Consider the following 16,477-nt stretch of genomic DNA (forward strand, 5'->3'; position numbering starts at 1 on the left):
GCGGCGTTCCGGGTCGGGCGGGCCGGCTACCGGTTCGCCAGCGCCGCCTTCACCGCTTCGACCACCCGGCCGCCCTCGGCCAGGCCCGCCACCTTCGGCCGAACGATCTTCATCACCGCGCCCATCGCCTGCGGCCCGCTCGCCCCGCTCTCGGCCACCGCCTCGGCGACGACCGCGGCCAGTTGCTCATCGCTGAGCTGCTGGGGAAGGTACTCGGCCAGCAGCGCGCCCTCGGCCCGCTCACGCTCGGCCGCCTCGGGCCGCCCCGCGTCCGCGAAGGCGGTCGCCGCGTCCCGGCGCTTCTTCGCCTCGCCCTGCACCACTTGGACCACCTCGGCGTCGGAGAGCTCGCGCTTCTCCTTGCCGGCCACCTCGGCGCGGTTCACGGCCGTCAGCGTCAGCCGAATCGTGGACGAGCGCAGCTCGTCCCGAGCCTTGATCGCGGCCGTCAGGTCCTCCCGCAGCCGCTCCTTGAGCGTTGTCATGGGCCAATCCTCACACCTGAGCCGCCGCCGTGCGCGTGAATAACCGCGGGACCGTCGGCCGGCGGGAGCGAACGCAGTACCCGTGCGGCCGACGGAATGTCAGCAACCGAGGAAGGCCCGGTTCTCCCCGGCAGGCCGGGTCTGCGACGATGGAACGATGCGAAAGCTGTACTCCGTCCCACTCGCCGCCCTCGCCACCGGAGCCGCCGGGCTCGCCTACTCGGCCGGCTACGAGGTCCGCTCGTTCCGGCTGCGCCGGGTCGAGGTCCCCGTGCTGCCAGCGGGGGCCAAGCCGCTGCGGGTACTGCACGTGTCGGACATCCACATGGTGACCGGGCAGCGGAAGAAGCAGCGCTGGCTGCGGAGCCTGGCCGGCCTGCGGCCCGACCTGGTGGTGAACACCGGCGACAACCTCTCCGACCCGCTCGGCGTGCCCGCCACGCTGGACGCGCTCGGACCGCTGATGGAGTTCTCCGGGGCGTACGTCTTCGGCTCGAACGACTACTACGGCCCGGCCCGCAAGAGCCCGACCCGCTACCTCAAGGCACTGGCCAACGGGAACCACGGCCTCAACAACGCCGACGGCACCGGCCGGGCCGGCATCACCGGGGCGGTCCACAACCCCTGGGAGAAGCTGCGCGACGGCTTCGACGCGGCCGGCTGGCTGGACCTGACCAACGCGCGCGGCCGGCTCAGCCTGGCCGGGCTCGACATCGAGTTCACCGGCATCGACGACCCGCACATCCGCCGCGACCGCTACGCCGCGGTGGCCGGCGGCCCGTCCGCCGACGCCGACCTCTCGATCGGCGTGGTCCACGCGCCGTACCTGCGCAGCCTGGACGCCTTCACCGCCGACGGCTACCCGCTGATCCTGGCCGGCCACACCCACGGCGGCCAACTCTGCGTCCCCTTCTACGGCGCCCTGGTCACCAACTGCGACCTCGACGCCAAGCGGGTCAAGGGCCTCTCCACCCACCGCGCCGGCGGCAAGCTGGCCCACCTCCACGTCTCCGCCGGCTGCGGCACCAACCGCTACACCCCCGTCCGCTTCGCCTGCCCCCCCGAAGCCACCCTGCTGACCCTGACCCCGCGCTCCCGATAACCGGATTTCGTCTCCTGACCTGCATGGGATAGAGTTCTACTCGTTGCGCCGGAGACGGAAGCAACAAGAGCAGGACCGGGGTGTGGCGCAGCTTGGTAGCGCGCTTCGTTCGGGACGAAGAGGCCGTGGGTTCAAATCCCGCCACCCCGACCCAGTAACACCAGCTCAGGGCCGGTGTCCTTCACAGGACACCGGCCCTGACTGCTTTTCAGGGACGCTCTGGAGAAATCCTGGAGAAGATCTTGGAAAAGCTCTCCAGAGCGACTCCTACTGACTCGCCTTCAAGAGAGCGTCCAGGACGGCCACGGGCGAGCGGGGAGACATCCGCCGACGCGCTTCAAGCGCCGCCTCCCAGACCCGCGTCAGACCGTCCAACAACTCCTCGCGCATCTCTTGCGTGACGTGGGAGTAGCGCGCCTGGACGGACCCGTCGAGGTGGCCCATCCGCTCGTCGGCGAGCACCTTCGGCGTCTTCAGCTCGTCCAGCAGCACCTTCTGAAAGTGGCGCTCGCCGTGCACCGTCATGCCCTTGGCGATCGGCAGCCAGCACGTCTCGGCCCGCGCCGCCGCACCGCGCCCACGGGCCGGCACCCCCGGAAACGGCTCGGCCAACAGCGGCACTGGGTGTGCCTCGTTGGCACCACGCTTCGGGTACATCCCAGTGACCGCCGGCTGGAACAGCCAGGTGCCGAATCCGGAGCGCCGCCAGTGCGCCGCCCGCTCCCCCGACGCCGCATTGCGCACGTACCCGAGGTCAGCGATCGCCTTCTCGACCCGGGCACGGGTGTCCTCGGCCACCGCGCCCGGCCGGTTCAGCACGTTCGACACCGTGCCGGTCGAGACACCGGCCCGGCGCGCGACGTCGACCAGCTTGGCCCCGGGCCGCTGTGCCGCCCCGTTGGCGGCGCCGTGCCCGGTGAACACGTAGGTCAGCCCGTGGCAGGAGCAGGGCTGCGGCTGGGTCCGGGCGATGTGGCCGGTGACCAGGCTGGTGATGAACGGCGGAGAGTCGATGGTCCGGTAGGAGTCGTCCTTGGGTGGGCAGCGGTGCAGTTCCCCAGTGTCCAGCTCGTAGAGCTGCCATTCCACCCTGATGTTCGTGGGGCGGACATACCGCGTCTCCAGTCCGACCAGTTCGCCCCACCGCACCCCTTGGTAGCCCTTGGCCGTCACGCCGACGAACTCGTCATCCCGGCCGGACAGCAGCGCAGCCCGCTCGGCGATGAGCAGCAGTCCCAGTGCGGTGGTCACCACCTTCTCGGGGCCGCGGTTGCGCGCGCGGCCGGCGCGTCGACCCCGCCCCCTGCGCCGGGCGGCGGGATTCGAATCGCGCAGGCCGTCGTCGACCGCGTCGCCAAGGATCAGGTGCAGGGTGCTGCGCCAGGTCTTGATGCTGCTCACCGCATAGCCGCGCTCGCGCTCTGCCTTGGCCCATGCCTCGATCAGAGCCCGGGTGATCTCCACGACGGGGAGCGACTCGAAGTCGGGGAGCAGGTGCTCTTCGATGTGGCGCTTGTAGTTCTGCATGGTCGAGGCAGCGAGGTCCTGGTCCGCGTACCACTTGTTGGCGAACTCCCCGAAGGTGATCCGGTCGGCTGGCGGCTTCTTGCTTCCGGCCAGCAGCTTCGCTTCTTCGGCGTCCGCTGCCTTCTTCGCAGCGGGCTTGGTGCGGAAGCGGATGGCCTCGCCGTCAGCGTCGCGGACCGTGGCGTACTTGCCGGGCGCGATCTTGTAACGGCCACGCCAGTAGCTGCCGAGATTCTCTGCATAACCCAACGTGCTCTCCTTTTCAGCAGGCGTGCCCCCGGCCGGACGACCGGGCGGCACGTAGATCAGGCCGCACTGGCCCCGAGCTGGTTGCGCTGTGCCCTACGCGGCACCCGCGCCTTGAGGGTGGTGACCGGCGCCGCGATCAACGGCCCCTGGCGACGCGGCGCCGTCGGCGCCGGGGCGGCCTCTTCGCTTACGCCGGTCGGGCGGCTCTGGAAGAGGCGGAAGATCTCGGCGACCTGCTCGGCGGTGAAGCGGTAGGCGCGGCCCGGCTTCGTGTACGGGATTCGCCCTTTCCTGGCCTGCTCCTTCACCCACCACTCCGACATGCCGAGCGCCTCGGCAACGTCGGACGGCAGGAAGAGAGTGGGCAACGTGCCCCGGTCGCCGACCTTGGGGTTGGCCGTGACGGCGGTGACACTGTGACGGCTCAAATCGTTCCTCCGGTAGGTGGTGGAGCAGCTCGCCGGTGGGGGGCTGACGGCGCTGGGTGCCCGAGAGCGTCAGGGGTGTCAGGCGAAAGCACTGACCAGTTCGATTCGCTCCTGGCGGGCTGTCAGGGCCAGTCAGGGGTGTCAGGATTTCGCGGGATTCTCCCGACAGGCCTGACGTCTCCTGACGATCGGACAGGGATCGTTCTCACAGGTCGGGGTTTTGCCCTGACAGTCCTGACTACTGGCCGGTGGGCCCGTCCGCGGATCGGTGGAGGGACGGGTGGACACGGTAGGTGACGGCAGCTTGGCGGCCGCGCTGGCCGGTGGCAGGGGCCCGGACGGCGCGGAGGTAGCCGTGCTGTTCGAGCAGGTTCAGGGCTGTTTCGACGTCGGCGACCTTCTTGAAGCGGCGGGAGGACGCGACGGCGTCGTACGCCTTGATGTGGTGCCGGTGGCTGCCGTCCAGCTTCGGGCGGCCGAGCCAATCAAGGATGAGCTGAGCCGCATCGCTGGCGGGATCCGCGTCGATCAGGTCGAAGACCGCGAGAGTGTGCGCCGTGTAGTACGCGGCGATCTCGGCAGCGCGCTCGACCACACAGGCAGCCACGGGCTTTCCCCAGCCGTTGGTGAGGTGCTCGGCGAGGTGAAGCAGGCCGGCGATGCGCACTGTGTGGCCGACAAGCTTGCCAGCCCAGTCACGCAGGTGGGAGAGAGGCTGCTCCGGGCGAAGTTGGATCTCAAGCTGGCCCTGGAGCTTCTCCACCGCGAGATCGGCAGCCGCGTCGAGCGGGACAGTGACGGGCTGCGGCAGGTCGACCAGCGTGCGGATCAGGCTCGTCAGTCGCGTCTCGTAGGTGCGGGTGACCGGATCGGGGACGGGGTCGGTGCGGATCTTGCGGTAGCCAAGGTTCGAGGGCGGCAAGGAGTAGAGGAAGCGGGCGAGCAGACCCCGATCGCGGGCGCCGGGAGTCGCACCGAGCTCCTGCAGGACGGCGGGCTGCGGCGTGACGCCGATAGTCAGCGCCGGCTTGTCGACGGTGGGCTGTTCGCGGCTGATGCGGTCGGTCTGCAGGCGCTCGCCCTTGTGTGCCTGCAGGAAGACGCCCAGGTTCGGCTTGGCGGTGTACCTGCCGGCGATGATGTCGAACAGGTCCCCTTCGGGTGACAGGGCCGCCAGGCAGCGGTGGATAGCGAGTTGGTGCGCGAGCGGTTCCGGCGTGATGTCGCCGGAGACGGTCAGCCGCGGAGTGGGCGGAACCTGGATCTGCTCGGCGAGCATCCGGGCGCCGGCTACTTCGGCGATCAGCTGGGTCCGGTTGACCTTGTCCGGTGCCTTACGGGCCTTCCCTATCAGCGCCTCAACCTCGGCCTCGGCAGCGTCCTTGGCGGCCTGTGCCTCGATGATCCGAGCACGGGACTCCGTGCGGAACTCGTCCTCGACCCGGTAGATCGGGGCGGTCATCGCGGCAAAGACGTCGGACTTGCGGCTGGCAGGCGGCATTGCGCACACAAGGTAGAGGTTCGTCTGCTCGCTCCATCCGGGGCGGATCTGCACGTGCACCCGCCCGCCTGCGGCCGTGGCCAGGGCGGCAAGCGCCATGGTCGCGGCCATGTCGGGCGGTGTCTGAGTGAACTCCGCGACCGCCGAGACCTGCTTGCGTACCCAGGTGGGCAGGGCATGGACCGGGAAGGTGGGCAAGGGGGCGTGCGCGCCGAGCGGCACCGGAGGCGGCCATTCCTCGGCCTCTGCGAGCGCCTGGAGCGTATCCAGAGCGGCTGTGCGGATGCTGTCCATGTCGGCTGCCTCGCTGGCGAGGTGCGCGATCCGTCCGGCGCCCGCTGCGATCCGGCGCCGGCGGGCGGCCGCCTGGACCAATTCGGCGTAGTACCCGCCTGAAGCGGCGGTCGGCGTGGCGGTGAGGCAGGCGTGAAGGTAGCCGGGGCCGCCGACGCGGTTGAGGTCGCCGCTCGCTCGGAGCGCGTCCGTCAGCAGGATCGGGTCAACGGGTCGGTCGGAGGCGGCCATCGAGGTGATGGCGCGCCAGATGGTTTCGTGTGCCGGACGGTAGAACACGGCCGGGTCACCGCCCAGCGCCTCCGTCAGCGCGGGAATGGTGGTCGGCGCGAGCAGGGCCGCGCCGATGACGGCCTGCTCGGCAGCCAGCACCTCGACAGACTCGGGTGCGGAGGGGATGACGTCGGCCTGTTGGGGCTCGCTGGTGCTCACCGTGCGTCTCGCTTCGGGAGGAGCGCGGAGCCGGGCCATGGTACGCCCAGACGTCGCGCCGTGGGTGGTTAGGCGGGATGAGGTGTGGCTGCGGGAGCAGATCGGGCCGGGTCCGGCCTCAAGCGATCAGCTCTTCAGATGTGCAATGGCCTCAACTACCGCCTGCAGCAGCGGGCAGGGGATGATTTGGTGCATGCTTGGAGCACCTCCTGATTCCTGGATGGGATGGAGGCCGGGGCAGCGGGCTTCCTGACCCGTCGTCCGCTGCCCCGGGTTGAGCTGGCGCTGCATCAACCGGCCGTCATAGCCGGTGAGTCAGACGCTCGCTGTCGCCGAGCTGGCCTGCGACTCAGTGGCCGGCCGTGGTGAGCGTGGTGAGCAGAGCGTGGATGGGGCTGGCCACCACGGTCGCGGCGGCGGTGAAGCCCGAGAGCCAGACCACGACGGCGCCGAACAGGCTGACTTGCTTGGCCCAGACCAGGACCACGGTGCTGGCGAAGAAGATCAGAGCGGTGGAGACGGTGACGGCCACGGCTGGAATTCCCTTCTTACGGACGAGTTAGCGGGCACCGGTCCGGAGACGGACGGCGACGTTGTAGAGGTGGCGGCCAAGGCGGATGCGCTTGCCGATGCCGTCGCAGCGCCGGCAGTGCTTGCCTCGGCACGGACGTCCTCGGCGGTCGTACTTGAGCTGGAAGCCGAAGCCTCGGCACCTGCGGCAGTCGCCGAACGGGCTGGCGGCGCAGAGCGCCGCGTAACACACGGTCATGAGGATCAGGACGGGGCTAGCGGCAAGCAGGGTGCTCAACACGGGTCCTCCTGAGTGCTTCTGGGCGCTCCCCAGCGGGAGGCGCTAGGCGATAGATCCCTGTTCAGGGCTTATCTGGCGTGCTAGCGGGGGTGCTAGGTCTAGCGGGCTCGGGTGCTAGACCTAGCAGCGGCGGAGTTCAGCTCGCGTCCCGCTTCTGATCACGCTCCGCAGCTGCGGCGGAGATGTGTGCGCGGGTGATGCCGCGCCGGTTGGCGCCCTTGCCGTCCTCGGCGGTCCCCCAGACCTGGCCCGTGCTGATCCCGTGCGGCTTCAGCGCGGCGGCCAACTGGTCGGGCGCCCAACCGCCGTAGACCTCCGGCCGCAGCTCCGCGAGGCGCGCGACAACGGTCTCCGACCACGCCTTCGCTTCGGAGGCCGGTACCACGGCGAGGATGTCGGCGAGCAGGTTGTAGGACGGTCCGTCCACCGGCGCGCTGTCGTTACCCGCGGCGTAGCCAGTGAGCAGGCCGGCCCGCTCCCGCACGGCTCGGGCACGGGTCCCAATGGCCTCGGCCGTGGGCGCATCGACGTTCACGGCCCGCACGATCCGGGCGTCCGCGCCCTCGCCGACGAAGTACGCGATGCCCTTGTCGGCCCAGGCGAAGGTGGTGGCCCGGATCCCGTTCCGGTAGGAGCTGGTACCCAGCACCATGTCGTTCTCCAACTGGCCCATGACCTTGAGGCAGAGGCGGACGGAGGCGTTGGCGCTGATGCCGGTAGGCAGCGACTTGGCGTCGGGGCGCTGGGTGGCGAGCAGCAGGACAATTCCGGTCGCGGGGCCGCGCTTGACCAGGTCGGTGCAGATCTCTTCCAACTCACCGCCGTACTTCGGGTGTTCGAACCACTTCTGGCACTCGTCCACGCCGATGACGATCGGGTGCAGCCCCAGCGACTTCTTATCGGCCAGTTCGCTGGTGACCTTGGACTCCGGGCAGATGTCGCGCGGCAGTGAGCGGATCACCTTCGCTCGGCGGCGCAGCTCGGCACGGATCTCGCGCATGTCGTCCAGTGCGTACTTGATGTCCTCGTCGTCCTCGCCGGCCCGGTGGCGGTGCGAGACCGTCTCGCCGACCGGGTCGAGGTCACCGGTCCCCTTGAGGTCGTAGGTGTGCAGCTCGGCCCGCGGGTCCAGGGCTGCGATCAGCAGGAGCAGCCGGAGGAGGAAGGTCTTGCCCATCCTGGGGATCGCGCCGATGATGCCCGCGATGTACATCAGGGTCAGCTCGACCCACCGCCCGCGCTGGTCGGTGGCGAAGCTCGCGGGCTTGAACAGGTCCACGCTGCCACCGTTGAGCAGCGGCCAGACTGGCTGCCTCGTCTTGTTCATGTCCTGGTCGCCGACCCAGAGCGCCATCATGCCGGGGTGCTCGCCGGCCATCGGCTCCGGCCAGACGCAGCCCAGCGGGCGGCGCAGGCCCGACGCGAGCTTGTCCCGCTTGTCCATCACCTCGCCGACCGTGACCCCAGGCGGCAACTGGACGTCGGCCCGCCATCCAGGCCCGTCGCGGGTGATAGGGGCGGTGAACTCCACCCGGCCGCCTTTGGAGAGGTACTGGGTGATGCCGCTGACGGCCAGCACGGACAGCGCCCGCTCGACCATCTCAGAGGTGAGCCGCTGCACCTTCGCCGCGACAACTGCGCGGGAGATCAACGGCTGATCTGCCGGTGCGCCGGCCGTACCCAGGCCGAGCATCGCAGCCACGACGAGCACCAGCAGCGCCCAGCCGGGGGCGGTCAGCACCAGCAACGGGCCGAACGCGGCGACGGACAGAACGAACAGGGCAGTGAGCCAGCCTCGCGAGGCAACTCGCCGGTCGCGCTGGCGGGAGAGCTTCAGGTAGAGCTCGGCATCCTCCGTGGCGACGGCGTACGCGCGGATCGGCTCCGCTTCGAGGTCACGCGTCCAGCGGCGGAACTCCCGCATGGCGCGGGACGCACCACGGGGTGAGCGCGCCACGAGCTTGCCCGCATACGCCGGCAGGCGGACCGCGTGGAACGCCACCGAGTGGGCGTAGTGGCCGGCCGTCCAGCGGGCCGCCTCCTGGAACTCGGCCTTGCTCTGCAGCCAGGCCGGAATCACCGGGCGACGCTTCTCCGTCTGGAGGCGCTGGAGCCAGCCCAGTCCAGCGGGCGCCGGCTTGTCGACCGGTGCGGCGGGCGCCGGCTCGTACACCGAGTCCCCGGCCGGGTTGCTGTACTGGCCGCCAGCGACGGAGCTGGCGTTCTGCTGGGCTCGTTGAGCCCGCGCCTGGTCGATGTCGACCACGTTGTCGTCACGGTCAGCGTTCAACTCGGCTTCCAGGCGCGCGAACAGCTCGCGCGAGTCGTCATCCTCGTCGTGGTTCACTGAGGTCCTTCCTCACATCGATGGGTGAAGGAGCCCGGGACGCGCTCTGTGCTGGCAGGCCGGTCGCGTCCCGGGTGGTCTGGCGGTGGCTCAGCGGAGCTGCACTGCACCGGCGTCGGCGGACGACGTGCTGTCCGTGGCGGCGGTGGGCACCTCACGAGAGCAGGACGCGGCAGCGCACTCGCGGGCCAGCACCAGGAACTCGCTGGCCGCATCGGCCAGCGCCTCGGCAAAGGCAACGAGGGTGGCCGGGCCTTGGAACGTCACGCTCGGGCCGAAGAGGGTGAGGAGGTGCCCCTTGCTCTCCAACCGGAGAAAGGGCTCGCCGTCGCTCTGCCGCGCGCTGATGACCGTGGTCTGCGCGGTCACGTGCAGGAAGGTCGTACTGCTCATAGCGCTATACCTCCAGTGCTGAGGTCGACTCAGTCAGGCGCCGGCTGGCGCGACTGGGCTGGACTGACGTTCCGTCCGGACGGCGCGGATCTGCTTGGCGCCCCACTCCGGGGACATGCCGTGCACCCGCCCGATCTCGGTCGGGGAGGGAGAGCCGCCGGCGGCGAGAGTGCGGCGGATCGCGGCGCGCGCGGCCCGACGCTTGGCCTCCACAGCGGCGCCCGTTGCTGCGGCCTGTACAGGGGTTGTACGGTCCGAACGAAGTGGCGCCGAGCGTGCAGCCGTACGGCCTGTGACCTGGGTGTACGCCCCTGTACGGACCGCCAGCGGCGACATCCGCGTGCGGACTTCTGCCTGCAGCAGTTCGGCAACCGGGCGGGCGGCGGCGAAGCCGGCCTCCACCCTGGCCCGCGCATCGAGCCTCTGCGGCACGGCCGCTGCGGCCGTGGGCCGAGTGAGCAGTTCCAGGCCGGCTCGGTCACCCGGTCGCAAGTGCTTCGCCACCAGCGTGGAGACCTTGGCGTAGCTGTCGAGCAGGTCGGCGGTGATCCCCGGCTCGGCACCGTGCACCGCCCGCCAGGCCAGCGTCCACAACTCGTCCGGCGTCAGCTCCGACGGGAGCGCAGTGGCCAGCCACCGGGCGGTGCGGGCCACCTTGCGGTGGCGACGCTGCCGGCGGCGGTCTCGGCGTGCCTGGCGCGGGTCCGCCGCGTCCTCCCGCTGCGAGAGCAGGTACATGTGCCAGGTGATCGGCGCCGCCAGCGAACCGCACGCAGCGACGACCGCGAAGGCCGGGCCCCAGAGCTGAGCGCCATGGGTGAGGTTGACGGCCGCCGCGACGATCGCGGCTGTCCAGATTCCCGCGTGGTGGACCGCGGCGGACAGGCCTCGCGCGTCCCGCGCCCGCCCCTGCAGGGCGAACACCCAAGTGAGCGACTCCAGCGCGGTCCCGCCCGCCAACGCCATTGGCAACGGCCAGCGCTCGGCAAGGAAGCTGACCTGCGCCGGCAGCGCGACGACCACGAACAGCATGATCACGGCAAGCGTGGCCAGTAGCGCTGCACGGCCGGCCAGAGCCCGCCGGCGGCGGGCCCACTGCTGCGCTCGTGCGGCCTGCCGCCGGGCTGCGCGCCGCTCACGTTCCGCCTCAGCAACGGCGCGCAACTCGGCCAGTGCTTCCTGATGCTCCCGCTCGGATCGCCTGAGCACTGCTTGAGCAGCGGCATCGGCCTCAGCCCGATCTCTCCCGGCCTTCGCCCTGGCGAGTTCCACCGTGACCGCGTCCAACTGCCTGGCAGCCCGCAGGCTGTAAACCGTCTGATCGGTCATGCGGCCGGCTCCGTCCGCAGCGGCCGGTGGGCACCGCAGCGCGTGGTCAGCGGGATGACACCCAGCAACGTCGCGGCGTACAGCACCAGTTCGGGGTCGTCCGCGCTCAGGTCGGCCAGAATTCCGCGAGCGGCGTCCACTCGGACGGCACGCTCCAGGCCCGATTCGCCGGACCGGCCGAACAGCATCTCCCGCAGGAAATCAGGGAGTTGCTCGTCTTCCGCGAATCCGGAGGTCAGCTCCTCGAACTCCGCCACGGTTAAAGCTTCTTGGTCACCGACATAGGTGCGCATACTGCTCTCCTGGTCCTGGATGGGATGGAGAGCCGGAGCGGCGAGCTTCCTTGACCCGTCGACCGCCGCCACCGGCTGTGAGAGTGCTACTCAGACGCTGATGCGGCGCGGGTCGGCCACCCGCTGAATGATCTGAACCGCCGTCATGACGGCGGTCGAGGAGCCGAAAGCCGCCAGGATGGCCAGCAGAAGGCTGCCGCCCGAAGCCATTTCCGCGTCGCCAGCCAGGGCACCCGCCACGAAGGACACGGCCAGCACGATGCATGCCACCACGCCCCGGGCGACGGTCTTGGGCTCGGGGCCACGGGCGACGACTTCGAGGTCGTAGTGCCTGACCTGGCGCAGCTCCCCGCCGGAGACCTGGATGACCACGACACTGCCGCCGGCCTGGCGGGCGACACCGGTCACCGTTCCCAGCGCCATGTCGCTCCGGTCGCGAACGACGTCACCGATTGCGATCTGCATGAGTCTCCCCCTCCTCGGGATTCGGAGGCGGGTCCGGTTCCGCCCGGCCGCCACAACTCCTAAAGAGATCCTGTCCTCAGGTCCTCTTAAGGAGTTGCTAGAACTATGGCGCGCGTCACCTCAACTCGTCAAGTCCTCTTAAGGACTCGTATGCTGGTGTCGCTAACCGACCAGGACGGTGGTGACCATGGCGAAGCTGTATGAGCGCATCGCGGACGACCTCCGCCAGCGCATCCGTGCAGGTGAACTCGCGCCGGGCGACCGGCTGCCGGCGGAGACGGCCCTCGCGGAGCAGTACGGCAGGAGCCTTCCGACCACCCGCCAGGCGCTGGCGCTCTTGCAGGCGGAAGGGCTGATCGAGAAGAAGCACGGCCTCGGCAACTTCGTGCGCCAGGCGCGCAAGCTTGTCCAGCGCACCAACCAGCGGCACCAGTGGGAGAAGGACCGCGCACGGAGTCCGCTGCAGGATCGTCAGAAGACCGGCGCGACCGAGCACGACACCGGCCTGGTCCTGGATGACCTGGTCTTCACGGCCGAGTACCGGGAAGTCGTGGCGTTCGGAGAGTGGGCCGAAGCCTTCAGAGTCGCGGCAGGAACAGTCCTGCTGGAGCGCATCTTCCGGACGCGCTACCGCGCGGAGACCGCCCCCTTCAACCTCACCCATTCGTACCTGGTCCGCGACATGATCGCGGGGAACCCCGACCTTCTCGACGCCACGCGCGAGCCCTGGCCCGGGGGCACTCAGAATCAGCTCTACACCGTCGGCATCGAGATCGACCGTGTCGTAGAGCGCATAACGGCACGGCCGCCAACGGCCGAGGAGACCGAAGAGCTGGAACTGCCCCCCGGCACCTCCGTCCTGGTCCTGCGAAAGACGTCTTACGACATCGCCGGGCGCGTCGTGGACATCGCCGACGTCACGCTGCCCGGCGACCGCACGGAAATGACCTTCACCACTCAACTGGAAAGGTGGTGAAGGCCGTGCAGCGGCGCATCATCATCGTCACCCCGGTCCACCCGGCGGCCGCCCCGTTCCTGCCGGACGCGTACAAGTCGCTGCGCGAGCAGGTGCTTCCCGAAGGCTGGGACTGGCTCTGGCTGATCCAGGAAGACGGCAAGAGCGACGAGGTCGCGCCATACGTCCCTGACGACGCCCGGGTGAGCTTCAGCCAGGGCCGACCGGGGGGCGCGGGAATGGCCCGGACCATCGCGCTCGCGCGTGCAGAGGGCGAATACGTCAAGGTGCTGGACGCTGACGACATGTTTGCCCCCGGCGCGCTCGCCCGCGACCTGGCCGCGCTCAGCTCTGACCCCACCATCGGATGGACGACGTCCCGGGTCCTGGACCTGTTGCCCGACGGCTCGACCGTCGGCTTCGACCAGGACCCGCCGGCCGGGCCGATCGAGCGCGGCGCCGTGCTGGAGCATTGGAAGGCCCACGGCTACCGAGCCCAGGTGCACCCTGCAACACTCTGCATCCGGCGCGACCTGCTGCTTGCCCTTGGTGCCTGGATGGCGCTGCCGGCCTCGGAAGACACCGGTCTTCTGCTCGCGCTCAGCGCAGTCAGTCGCGGGTGGTTCACTCCGGACGTGGGCCTGCTCTACCGGAAGTGGCCCGGTCAGATGACCAATCAGGCCGCCCACACCGACGCGATCGAGCGCGAGGCCCGGATGGCCGTGATCGAGAGCCGAGCTGAGGCGCTTGCCGGCTTGGCGTGGCGCTACCCGGCCGGAGCTTGAGCGGCCTGACGTCCCGCCGTAAGAAGCGAGAGAGCCTGGACACCTCCGTCAAGGAGGTGTCCAGGCTCGATCAGTCGAACGGTGCACGGCACTCTCAGCGTGGGGTGGCTCGGCTGGTCTCCTGGCTGGGTCCTGCCCGGATCAACTGCACTTCCCCACCCTGACCGGAATCCCTCAGACGCGGGCGTTGGGCCGGTCCAGGCGGGGCCAGATCACCCTGGTGCTGCCGGACGCGTCGGAACGATTTCAATCCGATGCCGCTCCGCCTCCCCGATGTCACCGACGTAAAGGTCCTGCCCCCACCAGCCGGTGCGCTGCAAATGACCTGCGATGCACTCCGCCGCCTCCGGCCGGCCGAGGCCCAGCTCGATGAAGTCCCGGTGCAGTGGCCAGACCCTCAACTGCCCAACCTCCTTGAGCAGCGCCGTGAGCGCGTCCAGGAGCTGGTCGAACTCGACCGCGGGCATGATGCCCTCGATAGAGGCCGTGACAGGGCCGAAGGTCTCCGGCGTGACGCTCACCCAGCACCTCCGGCGGCCGAAGCGAGCGCAGCCCACACCACTTTACCCACGGGCCCTTCGCGGAAATTCGCGCCCCACTCCTGCGAAAGCTGCTCGACCAGCAACAGTCCACGACCGGACTCGTCGTCCCGACTCGCCTTGCGCATAGCCGGGAGTTTGCGGCTGGGGTCGTGGACCTCAATGCGCAGCAGACCTGCCGACATCTCGAACCGGACGAAGATTCGGCAGTCCCGTGGCGCGCGAACGTGCTGCACGGCGTTGTTGACCAACTCGGTCAGCACCGTCATTCCGACCTCCGCGAACAGCTCGCCACCATCCACGCCCGCCAAAAACTCCCGCAACAGGCTGCGGGCGGCGCCCCCGGACGTCGGCCGGCGCGGCAGCCAGGCAAAGGTCGCACTCGGAATCGTCGTCACCGGGCTTCCTCCAGGTTCCTGCAGTCAACGGTCGCGAACAGCGCCTCCGCGCGGCCACCGGGAAGGAGCAGGAGCGATCCCACCAACACCCGCCCATCGCTATCGGTCGAGGTGCGCTCGATCACCAACACCGGGGCCCGGGTGACGACGTGAAGCTCTTCTGCCTCCTCCGCGGTCGGAAACCGCGCGACGGTCCGCTCTCGGGTGGCCGCAAGCCGAACGCCGCGCGCGAATAGCTGCGCCAGAACGTCGTCGCCCCACGGTGATTGCGGCACTTCCGTCGCGCCCCCATCTAGGACACGCGGCACGTAGACGCGAGCCAAGCTGCAGGGGACACCTGCCTGCTTGCTCAGGTAGACGCGCTCCACCAGCGGAGTGCCGGCGGGCACCTGCAGCCAGGGAAGCAACCCGCCTTGTGCCTCCAGCTCGGTCACCCTGACGTCGACCTTCAGAAGGCTTGAGCCAGCTGGCTGCACGGTCTGCGCATCGCACCCGCTGACATACGTGACCGGCCGGATCGGCGGACGAACGAAGTTCCCCCGCCCATGGAACTTCTCGATCAGGCCCTCGGCCTGCAGCACGTCCAGTGCCCGGCGCAGGGTAGGCAAGCCAACCCGATAGGTCGCGGCAAGCTCCCCCTCCGAGGGCAGCCTGTCGCCGGCCGGTAGAGCGCCGCTCTTGATACGGCTTCGGAGTTCATCAACTACGTGCGTGTAGCGGACGGCCATGACGCAGTCACCGCTTCCGCTCGTCGTCGGCGGAGCCGTGACACGGCAGAGCCGGGTGGAGGTAGCTCGAACACGCTACGAGCTGATACCTGGTCAAGGTTGAGGCAGGACAGATAATGTCGAACACGCTGATCAGCTCCCATACAGCTGACGGCACTGCCCCGCGACGGCGAATGCGTCGTCCGTCGCGGGTGCATCCATACGGACGGCGGCCCACACGATCAGGCCGCGGCTGGCGCTTTTGACGAGCCCGAACTGGTCGGCTGTCTCCAGCAGAGCCAGCAGGGCTCCCCACGACTCGGCCGTTGTCGAGTCCGGCACCTCCGTTTCTAAGCAGACGTGACTGCCGTGGTCATGCACGTGCGCGTCGAGGCCAAGGGCCGAAAGACCAGCAGCGATGTCATCGACACGTGCTTGATGGCACGAGGACACAGGACACCCCTCCGCAGCCCCTCGACTACTAAGAGCGAAGCTAGTTAACTAGACTAGACCTAGTGGACTAGATTTTCCATATGCGTGAGCAACCTCCGTACCTGCGGATCGTGGATGCCCTGCAGGAGCGCATCGCCAGCGGGGAGTGGTCGCCGGGCGATCGCCTGCCGTCGCGCGCGCTGCTCGCTCAGGAGTTCGGTGTCGGTGACAACGTCATCCGGCGCGCTCAGGAACTCCTGATCCTTCAGGGTGCTCTCGAAGGCCGAGCGGGCTCGGGCACCTTCGTCGCCGAACCGCGAGAGCGACTGCGACTCGTCCGCTCTCGGGCGCGCGAAGACCGCGACGGCTCCCCCTTCCAAGCCGACATGACGAGCCTCGGCCGGCGGGGAACGTGGGAGAGCCGCACCGACGCCAAGGTGCCAGCGCCTGCCGACATCGCGGCCCGCCTCGGCATCGCAGTAGGCGACCTGTGCGTGCGCACGGCCTACGAGTTCTTCGCCGACGGCAAACCGGTCCAGCTGTCGACCAGTTGGGAGCCCTACCGCATCACCGGGGGCACGCTGGTCGTACTCCCCGAGGGCGGCCCGCACGCCGGCCGCGGTGTGGTCAACCGCATGGCCGAGATCGGCATCACGGTCAGCCACCTCACTGAGCAGCCGGAGCCCCGGCACGCGACCGACGAGGAAGCCACACTCCTCGGGGTGCAACGCGGCGCTCTCGTCACGCACATCCGACGCACCTACTTCAGCGACGACCTCGCGGTCGAGACTGCGGACCTGATCATTCCCGCAGGCCTGTGCGAGTTGGTCTACGAGGTACCGGTCGGGCGCTGAGAAGCTCCCGGATGCGGCTGTGGACCAGACGAGTCACCCGGTCCACCGCTTCAAGCGGCTGGAACACGGGGCGCGGGAGTCACAACTGTCACAGCGTCACAGAACGTCAGCGTGCCAGCAGGCCAGGGATCGGGACCACCCCCGTGTTTCA

18 protein-coding genes and 1 tRNA gene are annotated in these 16,477 nt (G+C 69.4%); 5 read left to right on the plus strand and 14 right to left on the minus strand.

Features of this window, described 5'->3' with window-relative positions; translation table 11 throughout:
- Nucleotides 1-26 precede the first annotated feature (26 nt).
- Nucleotides 27-485 (minus strand): GatB/YqeY domain-containing protein, encoded by a 459-nt coding sequence (locus P3T41_RS18090; protein ID WP_280690915.1) that lies wholly within the window; start codon nucleotides 483-485, stop codon nucleotides 27-29.
- A gap of 157 nt (nucleotides 486-642) precedes the next feature.
- Between P3T41_RS18090 and P3T41_RS18095 the strand changes: the two genes are divergently transcribed.
- Together P3T41_RS18095 and P3T41_RS18100 are read left to right on the plus strand one after the other, a co-directional pair.
- Nucleotides 643-1,587 (plus strand): metallophosphoesterase, encoded by a 945-nt coding sequence (locus P3T41_RS18095; RefSeq protein WP_280690916.1) that lies wholly within the window; start codon nucleotides 643-645, stop codon nucleotides 1,585-1,587.
- 76 nt (nucleotides 1,588-1,663) lie between these two features.
- A tRNA-Pro gene (locus tag P3T41_RS18100) sits at nucleotides 1,664-1,737 on the plus strand.
- A 117-nt stretch (nucleotides 1,738-1,854) separates the two neighbouring features.
- Here the strand turns inward: P3T41_RS18100 and P3T41_RS18105 are convergent.
- The 10 genes from P3T41_RS18105 to P3T41_RS18150 form a co-directional block, all read right to left on the minus strand.
- On the minus strand, nucleotides 1,855-3,363 hold the full coding sequence (locus tag P3T41_RS18105; protein ID WP_280691119.1) for a LacI family DNA-binding transcriptional regulator: 1,509 nt from the start codon (nucleotides 3,361-3,363) through the stop codon (nucleotides 1,855-1,857).
- Nucleotides 3,364-3,419: 56 nt separating this feature from the next.
- Complete coding sequence (locus P3T41_RS18110) at nucleotides 3,420-3,791, minus strand: helix-turn-helix domain-containing protein (RefSeq protein ID WP_280690917.1); 372 nt, start codon at nucleotides 3,789-3,791, stop codon at nucleotides 3,420-3,422.
- Between the two features lie 238 nt (nucleotides 3,792-4,029).
- Nucleotides 4,030-6,018, minus strand: coding sequence for a DUF3987 domain-containing protein (locus P3T41_RS18115; protein ID WP_280690918.1), 1,989 nt, complete (start codon nucleotides 6,016-6,018; stop codon nucleotides 4,030-4,032).
- A 349-nt stretch (nucleotides 6,019-6,367) separates the two neighbouring features.
- Nucleotides 6,368-6,550, minus strand: a complete 183-nt coding sequence (locus P3T41_RS18120; RefSeq protein WP_280690919.1) for a hypothetical protein — start codon at nucleotides 6,548-6,550, stop codon at nucleotides 6,368-6,370.
- Between the two features lie 27 nt (nucleotides 6,551-6,577).
- Nucleotides 6,578-6,826, minus strand: a complete 249-nt coding sequence (locus P3T41_RS18125; protein ID WP_280690920.1) for a hypothetical protein — start codon at nucleotides 6,824-6,826, stop codon at nucleotides 6,578-6,580.
- 139 nt (nucleotides 6,827-6,965) lie between these two features.
- The gene (locus P3T41_RS18130) at nucleotides 6,966-9,176 is read right to left on the minus strand and encodes a cell division protein FtsK (protein WP_280690921.1); all 2,211 of its coding nucleotides are present in this window, start codon (nucleotides 9,174-9,176) and stop codon (nucleotides 6,966-6,968) included.
- A 90-nt stretch (nucleotides 9,177-9,266) separates the two neighbouring features.
- A complete protein-coding gene (locus P3T41_RS18135; RefSeq protein ID WP_280690922.1) occupies nucleotides 9,267-9,569 on the minus strand; it encodes a hypothetical protein in 303 nt (100 codons plus the stop codon).
- Between the two features lie 33 nt (nucleotides 9,570-9,602).
- Entirely contained in the window at nucleotides 9,603-10,898 is a 1,296-nt protein-coding gene (locus tag P3T41_RS18140) for a hypothetical protein (RefSeq protein WP_280690923.1), read from the minus strand.
- On the minus strand, nucleotides 10,895-11,191 hold the full coding sequence (locus P3T41_RS18145; protein WP_280690924.1) for a hypothetical protein: 297 nt from the start codon (nucleotides 11,189-11,191) through the stop codon (nucleotides 10,895-10,897). The genes P3T41_RS18140 and P3T41_RS18145 overlap by 4 nt, the downstream gene beginning before the upstream one ends.
- A 90-nt stretch (nucleotides 11,192-11,281) precedes the next feature.
- Entirely contained in the window at nucleotides 11,282-11,656 is a 375-nt protein-coding gene (locus P3T41_RS18150) for a hypothetical protein (RefSeq protein ID WP_280690925.1), read from the minus strand.
- A gap of 187 nt (nucleotides 11,657-11,843) precedes the next feature.
- Between P3T41_RS18150 and P3T41_RS18155 the strand changes: the two genes are divergently transcribed.
- Together P3T41_RS18155 and P3T41_RS18160 are read left to right on the plus strand one after the other, a co-directional pair.
- Complete coding sequence (locus P3T41_RS18155; protein WP_280690926.1) at nucleotides 11,844-12,632, plus strand: GntR family transcriptional regulator; 789 nt, start codon at nucleotides 11,844-11,846, stop codon at nucleotides 12,630-12,632.
- 5 nt (nucleotides 12,633-12,637) lie between these two features.
- Nucleotides 12,638-13,396, plus strand: a complete 759-nt coding sequence (locus tag P3T41_RS18160) for a glycosyltransferase family 2 protein (RefSeq protein WP_280691120.1) — start codon at nucleotides 12,638-12,640, stop codon at nucleotides 13,394-13,396.
- 212 nt (nucleotides 13,397-13,608) lie between these two features.
- Here P3T41_RS18160 and P3T41_RS18165 read toward each other — a convergent pair whose 3' ends face one another.
- From P3T41_RS18165 to P3T41_RS18175, 3 genes are read right to left on the minus strand one after another with little or no spacing between them, the layout of a single operon-like run.
- The gene (locus P3T41_RS18165; protein WP_280690927.1) at nucleotides 13,609-13,917 is read right to left on the minus strand and encodes a hypothetical protein; all 309 of its coding nucleotides are present in this window, start codon (nucleotides 13,915-13,917) and stop codon (nucleotides 13,609-13,611) included.
- Nucleotides 13,914-14,333 (minus strand): ATP-binding protein, encoded by a 420-nt coding sequence (locus tag P3T41_RS18170; RefSeq protein ID WP_280690928.1) that lies wholly within the window; start codon nucleotides 14,331-14,333, stop codon nucleotides 13,914-13,916. The genes P3T41_RS18165 and P3T41_RS18170 overlap by 4 nt, the downstream gene beginning before the upstream one ends.
- Nucleotides 14,330-15,061, minus strand: coding sequence for a GntR family transcriptional regulator (locus P3T41_RS18175; protein WP_280690929.1), 732 nt, complete (start codon nucleotides 15,059-15,061; stop codon nucleotides 14,330-14,332). Before P3T41_RS18175 ends, P3T41_RS18170 begins: the two co-directional genes overlap by 4 nt.
- 512 nt (nucleotides 15,062-15,573) lie before the next feature.
- Here P3T41_RS18175 and P3T41_RS18180 point away from each other — a divergent pair.
- On the plus strand, nucleotides 15,574-16,326 hold the full coding sequence (locus P3T41_RS18180; protein ID WP_280690930.1) for a GntR family transcriptional regulator: 753 nt from the start codon (nucleotides 15,574-15,576) through the stop codon (nucleotides 16,324-16,326).
- The last annotated feature ends 151 nt before the right edge of the window (nucleotides 16,327-16,477 follow it).

Origin of the sequence: Kitasatospora sp. GAS204B, from assembly GCF_029892155.1 — a bacterium.
Classification (GTDB): Bacteria; Actinomycetota; Actinomycetes; order Streptomycetales; family Streptomycetaceae; genus Kitasatospora.

Bases quoted from the DNA above. Each gene is read 5' to 3' on its own strand.
- P3T41_RS18140 (WP_280690923.1), bottom strand. From the start codon at position 10,898: ATGACCGATCAGACGGTTTACAGCCTGCGGGCTGCCAGGCAGTTGGAC.
- P3T41_RS18090 (WP_280690915.1), bottom strand. From the start codon at position 485: ATGACAACGCTCAAGGAGCGGCTGCGGGAGGACCTGACGGCCGCGATC.
- P3T41_RS18095 (WP_280690916.1), top strand. From the start codon at position 643: ATGCGAAAGCTGTACTCCGTCCCACTCGCCGCCCTCGCCACCGGAGCC.
- P3T41_RS18150 (WP_280690925.1), bottom strand. From the start codon at position 11,656: ATGCAGATCGCAATCGGTGACGTCGTTCGCGACCGGAGCGACATGGCG.
- P3T41_RS18145 (WP_280690924.1), bottom strand. From the start codon at position 11,191: ATGCGCACCTATGTCGGTGACCAAGAAGCTTTAACCGTGGCGGAGTTC.
- P3T41_RS18175 (WP_280690929.1), bottom strand. From the start codon at position 15,061: ATGGCCGTCCGCTACACGCACGTAGTTGATGAACTCCGAAGCCGTATC.
- P3T41_RS18180 (WP_280690930.1), top strand. From the start codon at position 15,574: ATGCGTGAGCAACCTCCGTACCTGCGGATCGTGGATGCCCTGCAGGAG.
- P3T41_RS18135 (WP_280690922.1), bottom strand. From the start codon at position 9,569: ATGAGCAGTACGACCTTCCTGCACGTGACCGCGCAGACCACGGTCATC.
- P3T41_RS18155 (WP_280690926.1), top strand. From the start codon at position 11,844: ATGGCGAAGCTGTATGAGCGCATCGCGGACGACCTCCGCCAGCGCATC.